Raw genomic sequence first — 14,533 nt, 5'->3', positions numbered from 1 at the left:
TCTTGCAAGCAACCAAAACGCCGCGTCATAGCCCATGAACCCCTGCGCCACCGAATACCTGGCCGCCGATCCCCCGGGACTGGCCCGCGCCGCCGCACTGTTGCGCGCGGGCCGGCTGGTCGCGTTTCCCACGGAGACGGTCTATGGGCTGGGCGGTGACGCCTGCGACGGCACGGCGGTGGCCGCCATATACGCGGCCAAGGGCCGGCCCAGCTTCAACCCGCTGATCGCGCATATGGCCTCGGTCGAGATGGCCAGGCGGTACGTTGCCTGGAACGATGCGACCACGCGGCTGGCCGGCGCGTTCTGGCCCGGACCGCTGACACTGGTTCTGCCGCTGCGCGCGGGGCACGGCATTTCCTCGCTGGTGACGGCGGGGCTCGACACGCTGGCCGTGCGCGTGCCGGCGCATCCTGTGGCCCGGGCGCTGCTGTCGGCGTTCGACGGGCCGGTGGCGGCGCCGTCGGCCAACCCCTCGGGCCGGATCAGCCCCACCACCGCCGCGCATGTCCGCGCCGGACTGGACGGCCGGATCGCGGCGGTGATCGACGACGGACCCTGCGGTGTCGGGCTGGAGTCCACCATCGTCGGGCTGGCCGGAGAGCCCGTCCTGCTGCGCCCCGGCGGCATCGCAGAAGAAGAGATCCAGGCGGTTCTGGGGCATCCCCTGCACCGCCACGAGGCCAGCGATGCGGTCTCGGCGCCGGGTCAGTTGCAGTCGCACTATGCGCCGGAGGCTCCCGTTCGTCTCAACGCCAGATCCCGGCGCGGCGACGAAATTCTTCTGGGTTTCGGACCGGTGGACTGCGATCTGAACCTGTCCGAATCCGGCAGTCTGACCGAAGCGGCGGCCAACCTGTTTTCGGCGCTGCACCAGCTGAACGAAACCGGCCGTCCGATTGCCGTGACCGCCATTCCAGACCACGGCCTGGGCGCGGCCATCAACGACCGCCTGCGCCGGGCGGCGGCACCGCGCGACGGCTGATCACGCGTGACCGGCGCTGGCCGACAGGGTCAGCGGGTCCACGCCGAGCGTGGCCAGCGCGGCCTCCCACTTCTCTTCGTCCGTGGTCTCGAATACCAGTTCGGGGGTGGCATCGGCCGTCAGCCAGCCATTCATCGCGATCTCGCCCTCCAGCTGACCAGGGCCCCAGCCGGAGTAGCCCAGCATCAGCATCGCATGTGCCGGTCCGCGTCCGGCGGCGATGTCTTCGAGGATGTCCAGGGTCGCGGTCATGCTGAACCCGCTCTTGACCGGCATGGAATGCAGATTCGCCTCGTAATCCGAACTGTGCAGCACGAATCCGCGCGACGTTTCGACCGGCCCGCCGAACCGGACCAGTCTTTCCCCCACAACGGGGATTTCACAGGCGATGTTCAACTGCGACAGCAACGCCTTGATTCGCAGGTCGGCGGGCTTGTTGACGATCAGTCCCATGGCGCCGTCATCGCCGTGGCTGCACAGGTAGATCACCGAATGGTCGAAGCGCGGATCGCCCATCCCCGGCATCGCGATCAACAGTTTTCCGGTCAGATCCATCGCTGCGAATTCTCCTTGGCGTCCTTTCGACAATGGCCCCGCCGCCTTGGGATTTGCAAGGGAGGAGCCCCGGATTCCGCCAGATTTCACGTTTCTGACCTGAACGTGACTTGGCATTTCCCCATTCAGCGCGCATGTATGCGTCATGTCTTTGTCGTTCAAGAAGGCCCTGGCCGCGCTGTCGGCTTGTCTGGCGCTTGCGACCCCCGCGATGGCGGGGGGCGTGGAGAACCTCGTGCGGCTGGACATTCTGGATGGTGGCCTGACCAAGCGCGGCACCTATCTGGGGGCGATCCGCCTGACCCTTGCGGATGGCTGGAAGACCTATTGGCGGGCGCCGGGCGAAGCGGGCATTCCACCGCAATTCGACTGGCAGGGCTCGCAGAATGTCGGCGACATCTCGATCACCTGGCCTGCCCCGCATGTGTTCGACCAGAACGGGTTGCGGTCCATCGGGTATCAGGATCAGCTTGTCCTGCCGGTCGAGATCACGCCGGCGCAGCCCGATCAGCCGGTGCGCCTGAAAGGGCGGATGGACTTCGGCGTGTGCAAGGATGTCTGCGTGCCCGGCAACCTGGGCTTTGATCAGATGCTGTCCCCCGACTCCCGCCGTCACCCTGCGATTGCCGCCGCCCTCGCCCAGCGTCCGTTCTCCGAACGCGAAGCCGGGGTGGAATCGGCCCGCTGCCATCTGCGGCCGACTCGGGACGGAATGCAGATCGAGGCGCATATCGCGATGCCGTCGGCGGGCGGCGAGGAAGTTGCGGTGATCGAGCCGGGCGATCCGTCCCTGTGGGCCGCCGAGACGCAGACCACGCGCCAGGGCGACACGCTGATTGCCCGATCCGAGCTTCTGAGCGATTCGGGCAGCGCCTTTGCGCTCGACCGGTCCGAAATCCGGATCACCGTCCTGGGCTCCAGCCACGCGGTCGACATCCGAGGCTGCTCGGCGGGCTGACCCATGCCCCGTCTTCCATTCATCGGCGCTCTGGCCGTGCTGGTCCATGAGGGCCGGGTGCTGCTGGTGCAGCGGAGCAAGCAGCCCGATGCCGGCCTGTGGGGATTTCCCGGCGGGCATGTGGAATGGGGCGAGACGGTACTGGAGGCCGCGGCGCGCGAATTGCTGGAGGAAACCGGTATCCGGGCCGAGCCGACCGCCTATCTGGACAATCTGGACTTTCTGCGGCGCGACGGGCAGGGGCAGGTCACGAGCCACTACCTGCTCGTCGGGGTTGCCTGCAGGTATGTGAACGGATCACCCAGCCCTGCGGATGACGCGCTGGATGCGGGTTGGTTTCCGGTTGAACGGATCCTTCAGGGCGCGCTGCCGATGAGCGCCCGTGTCCCCGAGCTGCTGACCAAGGCATTGGACCGCGGCGTTTCCTGAGCGTCCGGTATCAAGTCTTTGTGCGGGACGAGAGGCGCGGATAGACCAGCGCCGAGATCAGGATACCGGCCAGCAGGATGACCAGCGCACCGGCAACGAACAGCCCCAGGCCGGCCCGTGCGACCGGAACGCCGTCGAGCATCGGTGCGATCCGCAGCATGACATCGGGCAAGGCGCCTTCGAGAAACGGCCAGACCATGGTGATGCCGAGCCATCCCAGCATCAGCACACCCATACCGGCGACGGTTGCCGTGACCCCGCGATCGGGGCCGCGGAGCGCCCGGCGCAAGGCGGTGAGGGGGCGCGCGAAATCGCGCTGGATCGCAAGCAGGGCCGGCACGACCAGCAGGACCAGGAACATGCCGAAGCCGAGGCCATAGACCAGCGTGATCACGGTCGGCTTGAGGAACTGCGCCTGTTGCGAGCTTTCGTACAGCAGCGGGGCCAGCCCCAATACCGTGGTCATCGTCGTCAGCATCACCGGGCGCAGGCGGTCCGCCGCCCCTTCGACGATCGAGGGGACCAGGCCGCGATCCTGCTGATACTGGTCGATCGTCGTCACCAGCACGATCGAATCGTTGATGATGATGCCGGTCATGCCCAAAAGCCCCACCACCGTGAACATGCTGAGCGGCACGTCCCAGATGTAGTGCCCCCAGATCGTGCCGACGAGGCCGAAGGGGATGATCGCCATGACCACAAGAGGCCGGGTCCAGCTGGCAAAGACCCAGGCCAGGACGAGATAGATTCCGGTCAGGCACAGGATCAGGCCCGTTCTGGCCTCGCTGAGGAATTCGTCCTCCTGCTCGCTCAGGCCTGCCAGGCGCCATTCGACCTGGCGTTCACTGGCGATGCGTGGAAGGATCTCGTTTTCGAGGGCCGCCGCGATCTCGGCCGCGCGGGCCGGGTCGTCTTCGGAAATGTCGCCGGTCACGGAAATGACCCGCAGGCCGTTTTCGCGGCGCACGGTCGAGAACCCGACTTCGCGCTGCACGGAAACGATGTCGGCCAGCGGCACGTAGACGCCTTGAGGGGTCCGCATCAGGGTCCGTTCCAGGAAATCCGCCGTCAACTCGCCCTCGGGCAGTTCCACCCGTATCTCGGCGCTGCGGGGACCGTCCGGAAAGGTGGCCGCCTCGATCCCGTTCAGCCGGTTGCGCAGGGCGCGCCCGAGGGTTTCGATGGTGAAGCCGAGCGCCTGCCCCTGCGGCGTGAGGTCGAGAACGAATTCTTCCTTGTCGTAGGCCAGGTTGTCCTCCAGCGCCGAGACCTCGGGATACCGCTGCAACGCGGCCTGCAAGTCCAGCGAGGCGGCCTTGAGCGTGCTCACATCCGCACCGAAGAACTGTACGTCCAGCGCGTCCCCGCCCGGCCCCGACCGCCAGCCACGGAACGTGAGAACCTCGACCATCGGGTGGCGATTGACGAAATCCTGCAACTCGCCGACGAATTCGAAGCTGGAATAGGGGCGCAGGTCGGCGTCGATCAGTTCGATGGAGATGCCGCCGAGCAGATCGATATCCTTTCCTTCGGCGGCCGCGAGGCCCCACCCCGCGCTGCCCCCGACCTCGGCCAGAACATAGTCGATCGGGTTTCGTCCGTGGCGTTCTTCATAGATCCGGCCCAGTTCTTCAGTCGCACGCTGCATTTCACGCATCATTTCCAGCGAATCCGCGCGTGTGGCACCCTCGACCATGACGAAATTGCCGGTCACGGAGCCGCGTTCGGGCGCGTTGAAGAACCGCCAGTTCACATCGCCCCGGATGAACAGGGCCACCTGGCTTGCCAGGATGGCGACGACGCCGGCCAGCACCACGTAGCGCGCCCAGATCACCCAGCCGATCAGGGGGCGGAACAGGTGGTCGCGCACCCAGCGGAACCCGCGATTGACCACGCGGTTGGGCATGTCATACCAGTGCTGCTTGGCCGAATGGGCGATGGCGTGCGACATGTGGTTGGGCAGGATCAGAAAGCACTCCACCAGCGACGCCAGCAGCACCGCGATCACCGTAAAGGGAATGTCGCGGATCAGCTCTCCGAACCGGCCACCGATTGCCGTCAGGCCGAAAAAGGCGATCACGGTGGTCACGGTTGCCGCAAAGACCGGCATCGCCATGCGGGATGCGGCGCGTTCCGATGCGGTCACGGGATCTTCGCCCAAGCGACGCGCGCGGAAATCGGCGTGCTCGCCGACCACGATGGCATCGTCCACGACGATGCCCAAGGTGATGATCAGCCCGAACAGCGACACCATGTTGAGCGACAGACCGCCGATATACATCAGCGCGATGGCCGCGAACATGGCGGCGGGAATACCGGCCGCCACCCAGAAGGCGATGCGCGCGTTCAGGAACAGGAACAGCAGGCACACCACCAGCGCCAGCCCCATCAGGCCGTTGTCCACGAGGATGTTCAGGCGATCCGTGATGGCCTGCGCACGGGTGCGGATGAGTTCGACCGTCACGCCGTCCGGCAGGCTGGCCTGCATCTCGGCCACGACGGTTTCGACCGTGTCCTGCACGTCGATGGCGTCGCCCCGGTCGGACCGGTCCACGCGGATCGACATGGCCGGGTCGTCGCCGACATAATAGCTCCGGTTGCGGGTGACGCCTTCGACGCGGACGGTGGCCAGATCCTCGATGGCAAGTGTCGAACCGTCGGCAAAGGTGCGCAGCACGATGCCCTCGATGGCGTCGGGCGTCCGTTTCTCGACTCCGGTGCGGATGCGGGCATTGGCGCCGGTCACGTCGCCTGCCGGATTGGCATCCACTTCGGCGGCGATGGCCGAGGCGATGTCGGCCATGCTGATGTCATTGGCGATGAGCTGGGCGGTCGGCACCTCGACAACGATCCGGGGTGCGGCGAGGCCGCGAATGGTCGTCCGGGTCACGCCGGCCTTGAACAGCCGCGTGATCAGTTCGTCCGCGAACAGGGCCAGCTGTGCGGGATCGACCGGGCCCGTGATGACGACATCGGTCACACGATCGCGCCATCCGCCGCGCCGCACGGTGGGCTCCTCGGCCTCATCCGGCAGGTTCGTTATGCCGTCGATGACGGTCTGAACCTCATCGACCGCGCGGGACATGTCCCAGCCGGGTTCGAATTCCAGCTGGATCCGGGCTTCGCCCTCGCGCGATCTGGATTCCGTGCTCGTCACGCCCTCGACCGCCAGCAGCGCGGGTTCGAGCACCTGCACGATGGCGTTGTCCACGTCCTCAGGCCCTGCCCCGTCCCACTCGACGGTGACATCGACGCGCTCGATGATCACGTCGGGAAAGAACTGTGCCCGCATGTTGGGGATCGCGGCTGCGCCCAGAACCAACAAGACCACCAGCAACAGATTGGCCGCGGTCCTGTGGCGCGTGAAATAGCTGAGAAGCCCGCCGGCCGCGCTCGGGATCTCGCGCATCATCGCGCCTATCCCCCGATCCGCGATTCGATGCGCTGGACGAGGCGTGCCGGGACGCGGGCCGCCGCCAACTGGCTGAGGACGCGGGCCTTGACGTCGTCGGGCAACCGGTCGTTCGCCTCGACCGCCGCCACCAACAGGGCGCGACGTTCATCCGTGAGCTCCACCATGCCGGGGTCGAGCTCGGTGCTGGCCTCGGTTCTGAGCGGCCTGACCCGGACGCCGGCGCCCAGCAGCGGCGTGCGCCCGATCACCACCTCGCGGCCCTCCAGGCCTTCGCCGCGCAGCAGAACTTCGTCGCCTTGCCGGCGCACGAGTTGCACGGGGATCGCCTCGAGCCGGTCTTCCGGCCCGATGACCAGAACCGATCCGGACGCATCCAGCGAAGATGCCGGCAGGCGTGCCACCCGTTCCACCGGCTGCTCCTCGACCGAGACCGTGACGAAATCGCCGGGCTTGAAACCGGGCGCCGCGTCGAGCCGGGCAAAGATCAGCCGGCCCGACTGCCCCTCTCCAGCCGAGCCGCTGTCGCGGCTGATCCGGCCATGCGCCGTCAGGTCGGTACCCGTCACTTCCAGCGACACGATGACCGGCGCCGGTATCAGGCGCCCTGCATCGTCCAGCAGCCGGACATATTGCGCGGTCGAGACCCGGAACGCGACTTCGAGCGCGTTGGGATCGACCAGTTCCGCCAGCTTTTCATTGGCCGAAACCAGACGCCCTTCGACCAGCGTGACCCCGCTGAGGGTGCCATCGAACCGCGCGCGGATCGTCATGTCTTCCAGGTCGCGTTCCGCCGCCTCGAGCGCGATGCGCGCCCGGGCCAGACGGGTGGATGTCTGATCCACCCGCGCTTCGGCCTGCGCGACCGCGATCCGGCGGGCCAGTGCGGCCTGCCGGGCCTGCGCCGCCGCCAGTTCGGCGGTTTCCACGGCCGTGGCCGACCCGACGCCCCGCTCGGCAAGGTCGCGCTGGCGCTGAAGCGCGCGTTCGCGCAATTCGGACTGATCCTCGGCCGCCTTCAATTCGTCCTGAGCCAGAAGCAGCGACCGCTCGGCATCCCGTTCCTCGACCTGCGCATCCAGCAGGTCCGATTTGGCCCGGTCCAGCGCGGATTGCGCATCGGCGGGGTCGAGTTCGACGAGAACCTCTCCGGCCGTGACCGAGCCGCCCTCTTCGAAATCCTCGGACAGCCAGATCACGCGCCCGCCAGCGGCGGCCCGCAGTTCCAGCCTGCGGCGGCTCTGGATTTCGCCGAACACGTTCAGATAGGGCGTGACGGTCTCGAATTCCGCGGTGCGGACATTGACCGCGAACACGCGCTCGCGCGTCGGCGGGGCCTGTTTTTCGTTGGTCAGGAAGTCCTGCATCGCCCCCGTGACCAACTGCGCGGCATAGATCAGCAGGGCCAGCGTCAGCGAAGCCAGAAACACCCCAACCAGGCTCTGCCGCAAGAATCGCATCGGTCAATCCGCTCCGGTCATTCCGAAATGCCTTCACAAGTAAGTAGCCGGACAACGAAAAATGCCAAGCCACAAAGCGGTTACGGACAATACAACGTGCAACCAGTCTACTTCCGTCGCAGGTGTTCGTCCAATCGGGGCATGATTTCGACGAAATTGCACGGCCGGTGGCGATAATCGAACTGTTTTTCGAGGATTTCGTCCCAGGCGTCCTTGCAGGCGCCGGGGCTGCCCGGCAAGGCGAACAGATAGGTTCCGCCCGCCACGCCGCCGGTCGCGCGGGACTGCACCGCCGAGGTTCCGATCTTGTTCATCGAGACGATCGTGAAAACGGTGCCGAAAGCGTCGATTTCCTTTTCGTACACGTCCCGATGCGCTTCGACCGTCACATCCCGCCCGGTCAGTCCGGTGCCGCCGGTGGAAATCACCACATCGATCCCCGGATCGGCCACCCAGGCGCGCAGCTGGTCCGCGATCTCGGCCCGCTCGTCGCGCAGGATCCTGCGGTCGGCCACCACATGCCCGGCCCGTTCGATCCGGTCCACCAGCGTCTGGCCCGAGCGATCCTCGTCGAGGGACCGGGTGTCGGAGACCGTCAGCACCGCAATTCGGACAGGAATGAAGCCCTTGCTCTCGTCGATACGGGACATCGGATCAGACCCTTTCGGATGGTTTGAGAAGTGTCGTTGCATTGGCCCTAGGCGCGACTTTCATCACAAGGCGAACCAGTTGACCTTTGGGCCGAGATTGGCGACCTCGGTCCGCCCGATCCGGCCGCGCGCGCCCCAGCTGTCGTGGATATGCCCGCAGAAGGCCAGCCGGGGTTGAATCCGTTCGATGGCGTTGCGCACGGCGACCGACCCGACGGAAAAACCCTGCGAGGTCCGGTCGCCGATGCCCTTGGGCGGGGAATGGGTGATCAGGACATCCGCGGTCGCACATCGCGCCAGCAATTCGGTGGCCTCCGCCTCGGTCAGGTCGCAGGACCAGTCTCCGAACGGCGTGGGCGGCACGCCGTAGCCCAGCCCGAACAGACGGACACCATCGACGGTCATCCCGTGGCCATGCAGGACGTGCACGCCATCGGGAACCACGCCTTCCAGCTCATCCACGCTTTCGGCGTTGCCCGGCACCAGGACAAGCGGGGCCGAGATGTGGCAGAGCATCGCCATCGCGTCCTCCAGCCCGTGCCGCATGTTGCAATAGTCCCCGGCCCCGATGACCACATCCGCCTCCTTGCTGGCGGCGACCAGATCGGCGGCGCGTGCGCGGGCAAGATGCAGGTCCGAAAAAGCCAGAATCTTCATGACGTGTCCCCAATCCGGGACCGCAGCTCCAGCAGATCGGCCCAGGCCAGCCGTTTCATGTGTGGTTGGCGCAGCAGATAGGCAGGATGGAACATCGGCAGGACCGGCAGGTTCATCGCCTGATCCCACTGGCCGCGAAGCCGCGTGATGCCGCGCCTGCCCAGCACCGCCTGGCAGCTGATATTGCCCATCAGCACCAGAATTTCGGGCGCAGCCAGCGCCACATGCCGTTCCAGGAAAGGTTTCATCATGCCGATTTCCTCGGGACGGGGGTCGCGGTTCTGCGGGGGCCGCCATGGCAGGACATTGGTGATGTAGACGCTGTCCGCCCGGTCCAGCCCGATGGCGGCCAGCATCCGGTCCAGCAATTGACCGGCCCGGCCGACAAACGGCCGCCCCTCGCGGTCTTCGTCGCGCCCCGGAGCCTCGCCGATGATCATCACCCGCGCACCCGGCGTACCGTCGGCAAAGACCAGTTGACGCGCTCCGCGCTTGAGATCGCAGAGATCGAAGGCCTCCATCGCGGCGCGCAGTTCGGGCAGGCTGCCGGCCGAACCGGCCGCGGCTTGTGCGACTTGCACGGGGTCGGCCTCGGTCGGGTTTGCGGCCACCTGCCCGGCCGGTTCCGCCTGCCGTTGTCTCGGCGCGCTGTCGGGCAGGGCATAGCGATCCACCGGAAGATCTCCGATGGCCTCGGTGACGCCCAGTTCGATCTGCCATTCCAGCAGCGCGCGGGCGGTGAGTGGATCCAGTGCCGATTCCATGCCCTCCAATCTAAACGTCCTGTCCCGAAGGAAAAGCGAATTGCCCTTGCCTGCGCCTTGGCATCGGCGAAACTGGACGGACCGATGCTGTTGAGACTCCGATTCCCGCTTCTGATCGCGCTGTTCGTGCTTGCGACCGGCCTGCCGGCCAATGCCAGCTTTCACAACCAGTGCCCGCCGGGCAAACTGCAATGCGGGCGCTCCAACTGCTGCGGCGCGACGCAAAGGTGCAGCTGGGACGGCTATTGCATCCCGCAGGGCGGAACCTATTGCGGCGGCGGGCGCTCCTGCGGCCCGTTCGAGGAATGCGTGGCCGGGGGCACCCGATGCGCGCCAAAGGGGACGGGCAAGTGCACCTCGGGCCTCACCTGCGGCCCAGGCATGATCTGTACCACGGCGGGCGAATGCGTGCGGATCGACGAGGCGGAGCGCGTCCCGGCGCGCCCGACCACCTGCAAGGACGGCCGCGTCTGCCCCGGCGGTTCGACCTGCCTGCCGAACGGCGGATGTTCCCGGCCCGGCTGGTTTCTGTGCGAGGAAACCGGATCGCAATGCCGTCCGGGTTTCAAATGCTCGGCCGTCCAGGGTTGCGTGCCGAAACTGGCGGTGGATTGCGGTTACGGCAAATGGTGCAAGCCGGGACAGATCTGCCTGGAAGAGGGCGGATGCGCGATCGCTCCGGCAGAGCCGGCGAACGACCCCTAGTTGATGTTGCCCCGCCGCCCGGTCCTTCCTATAAGCAGCCCGACCGTCAGACCGGAGCCCGGCCCATGAGTTTCGCCCATCGCCATCTTCTCGGCATCGAGCACCTGTCGCCCGCTGACATCACCGCCATTCTGGATCTGGCCGAGAAATATGTCGATCTGAACCGGCAGCAGGCCAAGCGGGCGGACGTTCTGGCGGGGCTGACGCAGATCAACATGTTCTTCGAAAGCTCCACCCGCACGCAGGCGAGTTTCGAGCTGGCGGGCAAGCGGCTGGGCGCGGACGTGATGAACATGGCGATGCAGGCCAGCTCGATCAAGAAGGGCGAGACCCTGATCGACACCGCGATGACGCTGAACGCGATGCATCCCGACCTTCTGGTGGTGCGGCATCCGCAGTCGGGCGCGGTGGACCTGCTGGCGCAGAAGGTCAACTGCGCCGTGCTGAACGCCGGCGACGGGCGGCACGAGCATCCGACGCAGGCGCTGCTGGACGCGCTGACCATCCGCCGCGCCAAGGGGCGCCTCCACCGGCTGTCCATCGCCATCTGCGGCGACATCGCCCACAGCCGCGTCGCGCGCTCGAACCTCATCCTGCTGGGCAAGATGGAAAACCGCATCCGCCTGATCGGCCCGCCGACGCTGGTGCCCGCGCAATTCGCCGAGTTCGGGGCCGAAGTCTATGACGACATGCGCGAAGGGCTGCGGGACGTGGACGTGGTGATGATGCTGCGGCTTCAGAAAGAGCGCATGGATGGTGGCTTCATCCCGTCCGAGCGGGAGTATTATCACCGCTACGGGCTGGATCGCGAGAAACTGGCGCTGGCCAAGCCCGACGCGATCGTGATGCATCCCGGCCCGATGAATCGCGGGGTCGAGATCGACGGCACGCTGGCCGACGACATCAACCGCTCGGTCATTCAGGAACAGGTGGAAATGGGCGTGGCCGTGCGCATGGCCGCGATGGAGCTGCTGGCCCGCAACCTGCGCGAGGCGGCATGAGCAAGCTCAGCGTCGCCCCCAACGAACGCGGCGTGGTGCGCCTGTTCACACTGGACATGCGGCCGGAAGAGGCGAAGTTTCTGCGCGAACCAGGTGCCGCGGCACAGGTGTTGGGCGTCGAGCGGCTGGAGGACGACGAGATCGAGGTCTTCCCCATCGCAGACCTGGAGGAACTGGGTCTGTTCGGCTACCTGACCGAAGGGTGCGGGATACCGGAGGATCAGCTGGACCGGGGCAGGCTCGATGCGATGAAGGGATGGGTCATGGTCGTGCGCAGCAAGGCGTTCGGGGGGCGGGCGGTGGAGTTGAAACCGGATCCGCGCGTGAAGCTGGCGGGCTTTTTCACGGAAGAAGCCACAAACTGGACCGGGCAGCCCATCGAAACCGAAAGCGCCAAACCCTATTCGGCCGCGCCAGTGCCGCCCCGCAAGCGGCGCGCGCGGGCCAGGCTGATCGGTCTGAGCCTCTTCATCCTGGTCATGGCCCTGATCGTTGGAGGTGTCCTGTGGCTACTACCGTGACTCGCTTTCCGGCGGACCGGCAGACCTATATCCGCGCCAATGCCTGGCTGGCAGCCTTTGCCATGGCGGCCGCGATGGCCTTTCTGTGGCTGATCGGCAACCCGTATGTCTGGACCGGCGCCCCCGCCGGGCTTGCCGCCGTCGTCGTGCGCAGCTGGTACCTGGCCTCCGAGGAACTGGCGACAGTCTGGGAAATCCGGGACGGCGCGCTGTATGGTCCCAACGACCGCAAGGTGACGCTGAACCAGATCGAACTGGTCCGGACCATGGGCAGTTTCGTCCAGGTCGTGACCCGCGGCGGCGACAAGCACCTGATCAAGTATCAGGCGGACCCCGCCGCCACGAAGGCCGCGATCGAAAGGGCGCAGCTATGAGCGAAATCCTGTTCACCACCGCCCGCCTGATCGACCCCGAGGCCGGAACGGACACGGTTGGCTGGCTGCGGATTTCGGACGGACGCATCACGGCGGTGGGTGCGGGCGACACCGAACCGGGCGGCGCGGAGGTCGTCGATTGCGGCGGCAAATGCCTTGCCCCCGGCATCGTCGATGTAGGCGTCAAGGTGTGTGAGCCAGGCGAGCGGCACAAGGAAAGCTACAAGTCGGCGGGTCTGGCGGCGGCGGCCGGCGGGGTGACGACGATGGTGACGCGCCCGGACACGACCCCCGCCATCGACACGCCCGAGTCACTGGAATTCGTCACCCGCCGCGCGCAGGCGGACACACCCGTGAACGTGCTGCCCATGGCCGCGCTGACCAAGGGGCGCGATGGGCGCGAGATGACCGAGATCGGGTTCCTCATGGATGCCGGTGCCGTGGCCTTCACCGATTGCGACCATGTGGTGACGGATACCAAGGTCTTTTCCCGCGCCCTGACCTATGCCCGGTCCTGCGGCGCGCTGGTCATCGCCCATCCGCAGGAGCCGGGGCTGAGCCATGGGGCCGCGGCCACGAGCGGCAAGTTCGCCGCCCTGCGCGGCCTGCCTTCGGTGTCGCCGATGGCCGAGCGCATGGGGCTGGACCGCGACATCGCTCTGATCGAGATGACCGGCGCGAAATACCATGCCGACCAGATCACCACGGCCCGCGCCCTGCCTGCGCTGGAACGGGCCAAGCGCAACGGCTTCGACGTGACGGCGGGCACCTCCATCCATCATCTGACGCTGAACGAGCTGGACGTGGCCGACTATCGCACCTTCTTCAAGGTCAAACCGCCGCTGAGGTCAGAAGACGACCGGCAGGCGGTGATCGAGGCGGTGCGGACCGGGCTCATCGACATCATCAGCTCGATGCACACGCCGCAGGACGAGGAAAGCAAACGGCTGCCTTTCGAAGAGGCCGCCTCGGGCGCGGTGGCGCTGGAAACGCTGTTGCCTGCAGCCTTGCGCCTCTACCACGCGGAACAGCTCGACCTGCCGACCCTGTTTCGCGCCATGGCCCTGAACCCCGCCAGGCGGCTGGGACTGGACTGCGGGCGGCTGGCGGTCGGGGCACCGGCGGATCTGGTCCTGTTCGACCCGGACGTGCCCTTTGTGCTGGACCGATTCACGCTGAAATCGAAGTCGCAGAACACACCGTTTGACGGGCAGCGCATGCAAGGTAGGGTGCTGGCAACCTACGTCGCTGGCAAAGAAATATTCCGGAGACCCTGATGCCGCCCATCGAGAGCACGACCGCCCAATTGCTGATCTGGGCGCTGATCGGATACGGGCTGGGCTCGGTCCCCTTCGGCATGGTCATCGCCAGGGTTCTGGGCCTCGGAAACCTGCGCAAGATCGGGTCGGGCAACATCGGGGCGACCAACGTGCTGCGCACGGGAAACAAGGTTGCGGCGGCACTGACCTTGTTGCTTGACGCCGCCAAGGGCGCGGCGGCGGTTCTGTTGGCGCGCGCCTTTGCCGGCGAGGACGCCGCACAGATTGCCGCGCTGACCGCTTTTCTGGGGCATTGTTTTCCGGTCTGGCTGGGGTTCCGGGGCGGCAAGGGTGTGGCCACATTTCTGGGGCTGTGGCTGGCTCTGGCCTGGCCTGTGGGCGTCGCCCTCTGCCTCACCTGGCTGGCCGCCGCCGCGGTGTCGCGGATTTCCTCGGTGGGCGCGCTGGCGGCGGCGGCCAGCTCGACGATCTGGGCCGTGCTGCTGGGCCATGGCACCGCGTTTGTGCTGGGCGCGATCCTGACGCTCTTGGTCTACTGGCGGCACGCTGCGAATATCGCGCGTATCAAGGCCGGAACCGAGCCGAGGATCGGGCGGTCGTAACACCTGCGCCATGTGCGCTGCCCTTGGTTCCCAGGGCTCCGACCCCACGGGCGATCTGATCGGCAGCGCACAGGATCCCCTCATCTGCGCACATACACGATTGATTGTTTTGAACGTGACCCCGGCCGTCGCCACCTGCTGGGATGTGCAGTCAATTGCGGCGCACGGAATGCTCAGGAA

The 14,533-nt window shown here is 66.6% G+C and carries 15 protein-coding genes; 9 read left to right on the top strand and 6 right to left on the bottom strand.

Annotated elements, in window-relative coordinates; translation table 11 throughout:
- The first annotated feature begins 34 nt into the window (after positions 1–34).
- Positions 35–985, top strand: coding sequence for an L-threonylcarbamoyladenylate synthase (locus AC2FNJ_RS05855; RefSeq protein ID WP_496763175.1), 951 nt, complete (start codon positions 35–37; stop codon positions 983–985).
- On the opposite strand, the gene AC2FNJ_RS05850 is transcribed toward AC2FNJ_RS05855, so the two are convergent.
- Positions 986–1,540, bottom strand: coding sequence for a YqgE/AlgH family protein (locus AC2FNJ_RS05850; protein WP_496763174.1), 555 nt, complete (start codon positions 1,538–1,540; stop codon positions 986–988). It lies immediately after the preceding gene.
- A 145-nt stretch (positions 1,541–1,685) separates the two neighbouring features.
- On the opposite strand from AC2FNJ_RS05850, the gene AC2FNJ_RS05845 reads away from it, so the two are divergent.
- The gene (locus tag AC2FNJ_RS05845) at positions 1,686–2,498 is read left to right on the top strand and encodes a protein-disulfide reductase DsbD domain-containing protein (RefSeq protein ID WP_496763173.1); all 813 of its coding nucleotides are present in this window, start codon (positions 1,686–1,688) and stop codon (positions 2,496–2,498) included.
- Positions 2,499–2,501: 3 nt separating this feature from the next.
- Positions 2,502–2,927, top strand: coding sequence for an NUDIX hydrolase (locus tag AC2FNJ_RS05840; RefSeq protein WP_496763172.1), 426 nt, complete (start codon positions 2,502–2,504; stop codon positions 2,925–2,927).
- 10 nt (positions 2,928–2,937) lie between these two features.
- Here the strand turns inward: AC2FNJ_RS05840 and AC2FNJ_RS05835 are convergent, their stop codons facing one another.
- From AC2FNJ_RS05835 to AC2FNJ_RS05815, 5 genes are all read right to left on the bottom strand, one after another.
- Entirely contained in the window at positions 2,938–6,339 is a 3,402-nt protein-coding gene (locus AC2FNJ_RS05835; protein WP_496763170.1) for an efflux RND transporter permease subunit, read from the bottom strand.
- Positions 6,340–6,344: 5 nt separating this feature from the next.
- Positions 6,345–7,799 (bottom strand): efflux RND transporter periplasmic adaptor subunit, encoded by a 1,455-nt coding sequence (locus AC2FNJ_RS05830; RefSeq protein ID WP_496763169.1) that lies wholly within the window; start codon positions 7,797–7,799, stop codon positions 6,345–6,347.
- 107 nt (positions 7,800–7,906) lie between these two features.
- Positions 7,907–8,449 carry a molybdenum cofactor biosynthesis protein B gene (gene moaB, locus AC2FNJ_RS05825; protein WP_496763167.1) on the bottom strand — a complete coding sequence of 181 codons (543 nt, stop codon included), beginning with the start codon at positions 8,447–8,449 and terminating at the stop codon, positions 7,907–7,909.
- A gap of 63 nt (positions 8,450–8,512) precedes the next feature.
- On the bottom strand, positions 8,513–9,106 hold the full coding sequence (locus tag AC2FNJ_RS05820) for a metallophosphoesterase family protein (protein ID WP_496763166.1): 594 nt from the start codon (positions 9,104–9,106) through the stop codon (positions 8,513–8,515).
- On the bottom strand, positions 9,103–9,870 hold the full coding sequence (locus AC2FNJ_RS05815) for a uracil-DNA glycosylase (protein WP_496763164.1): 768 nt from the start codon (positions 9,868–9,870) through the stop codon (positions 9,103–9,105). The genes AC2FNJ_RS05820 and AC2FNJ_RS05815 overlap by 4 nt, the downstream gene beginning before the upstream one ends.
- Before the next feature lie 84 nt (positions 9,871–9,954).
- Here AC2FNJ_RS05815 and AC2FNJ_RS05810 point away from each other — a divergent pair, with 84 nt between their 5' ends.
- From AC2FNJ_RS05810 to plsY, 6 genes are all read left to right on the top strand, one after another.
- Positions 9,955–10,575 carry a scavenger receptor class F, member 2 gene (locus AC2FNJ_RS05810; RefSeq protein ID WP_496763163.1) on the top strand — a complete coding sequence of 207 codons (621 nt, stop codon included), beginning with the start codon at positions 9,955–9,957 and terminating at the stop codon, positions 10,573–10,575.
- 65 nt (positions 10,576–10,640) lie between these two features.
- Positions 10,641–11,576: an aspartate carbamoyltransferase catalytic subunit gene (locus AC2FNJ_RS05805; RefSeq protein WP_496763162.1), complete on the top strand. Its 936-nt coding sequence runs from the start codon at positions 10,641–10,643 to the stop codon at positions 11,574–11,576.
- Positions 11,573–12,097: a hypothetical protein gene (locus tag AC2FNJ_RS05800; RefSeq protein WP_496763160.1), complete on the top strand. Its 525-nt coding sequence runs from the start codon at positions 11,573–11,575 to the stop codon at positions 12,095–12,097. The genes AC2FNJ_RS05805 and AC2FNJ_RS05800 overlap by 4 nt, the downstream gene beginning before the upstream one ends.
- Entirely contained in the window at positions 12,094–12,471 is a 378-nt protein-coding gene (locus tag AC2FNJ_RS05795; RefSeq protein ID WP_496763159.1) for a hypothetical protein, read from the top strand. The genes AC2FNJ_RS05800 and AC2FNJ_RS05795 overlap by 4 nt, the downstream gene beginning before the upstream one ends.
- Complete coding sequence (gene pyrC, locus AC2FNJ_RS05790) at positions 12,468–13,748, top strand: dihydroorotase (RefSeq protein ID WP_496763157.1); 1,281 nt, start codon at positions 12,468–12,470, stop codon at positions 13,746–13,748. Before AC2FNJ_RS05795 ends, pyrC begins: the two co-directional genes overlap by 4 nt.
- Entirely contained in the window at positions 13,748–14,353 is a 606-nt protein-coding gene (plsY, locus tag AC2FNJ_RS05785) for a glycerol-3-phosphate 1-O-acyltransferase PlsY (RefSeq protein WP_496763155.1), read from the top strand. Before pyrC ends, plsY begins: the two co-directional genes overlap by 1 nt.
- Positions 14,354–14,533 lie beyond the last annotated feature (180 nt).

The sequence above is a fragment of the Ruegeria sp. BHSB196 genome (genome assembly GCF_059613135.1).
This window is presented reverse-complemented; position numbering and strand designations above follow the sequence as displayed.

Excerpts from the sequence above, each read along its gene's own strand:
- AC2FNJ_RS05855 (WP_496763175.1), top strand. The coding sequence starts at position 35 with ATGAACCCCTGCGCCACCGAATACCTGGCCGCCGATCCCCCGGGACTG.
- AC2FNJ_RS05850 (WP_496763174.1), bottom strand. The coding sequence starts at position 1,540 with ATGGATCTGACCGGAAAACTGTTGATCGCGATGCCGGGGATGGGCGAT.
- AC2FNJ_RS05845 (WP_496763173.1), top strand. The coding sequence starts at position 1,686 with ATGTCTTTGTCGTTCAAGAAGGCCCTGGCCGCGCTGTCGGCTTGTCTG.
- AC2FNJ_RS05840 (WP_496763172.1), top strand. The coding sequence starts at position 2,502 with ATGCCCCGTCTTCCATTCATCGGCGCTCTGGCCGTGCTGGTCCATGAG.
- AC2FNJ_RS05835 (WP_496763170.1), bottom strand. The coding sequence starts at position 6,339 with ATGATGCGCGAGATCCCGAGCGCGGCCGGCGGGCTTCTCAGCTATTTC.
- AC2FNJ_RS05830 (WP_496763169.1), bottom strand. The coding sequence starts at position 7,799 with ATGCGATTCTTGCGGCAGAGCCTGGTTGGGGTGTTTCTGGCTTCGCTG.
- moaB (WP_496763167.1), bottom strand. The coding sequence starts at position 8,449 with ATGTCCCGTATCGACGAGAGCAAGGGCTTCATTCCTGTCCGAATTGCG.
- AC2FNJ_RS05820 (WP_496763166.1), bottom strand. The coding sequence starts at position 9,106 with ATGAAGATTCTGGCTTTTTCGGACCTGCATCTTGCCCGCGCACGCGCC.
- AC2FNJ_RS05815 (WP_496763164.1), bottom strand. The coding sequence starts at position 9,870 with ATGGAATCGGCACTGGATCCACTCACCGCCCGCGCGCTGCTGGAATGG.
- AC2FNJ_RS05810 (WP_496763163.1), top strand. The coding sequence starts at position 9,955 with ATGCTGTTGAGACTCCGATTCCCGCTTCTGATCGCGCTGTTCGTGCTT.
- AC2FNJ_RS05805 (WP_496763162.1), top strand. The coding sequence starts at position 10,641 with ATGAGTTTCGCCCATCGCCATCTTCTCGGCATCGAGCACCTGTCGCCC.
- AC2FNJ_RS05800 (WP_496763160.1), top strand. The coding sequence starts at position 11,573 with ATGAGCAAGCTCAGCGTCGCCCCCAACGAACGCGGCGTGGTGCGCCTG.
- pyrC (WP_496763157.1), top strand. The coding sequence starts at position 12,468 with ATGAGCGAAATCCTGTTCACCACCGCCCGCCTGATCGACCCCGAGGCC.
- plsY (WP_496763155.1), top strand. The coding sequence starts at position 13,748 with ATGCCGCCCATCGAGAGCACGACCGCCCAATTGCTGATCTGGGCGCTG.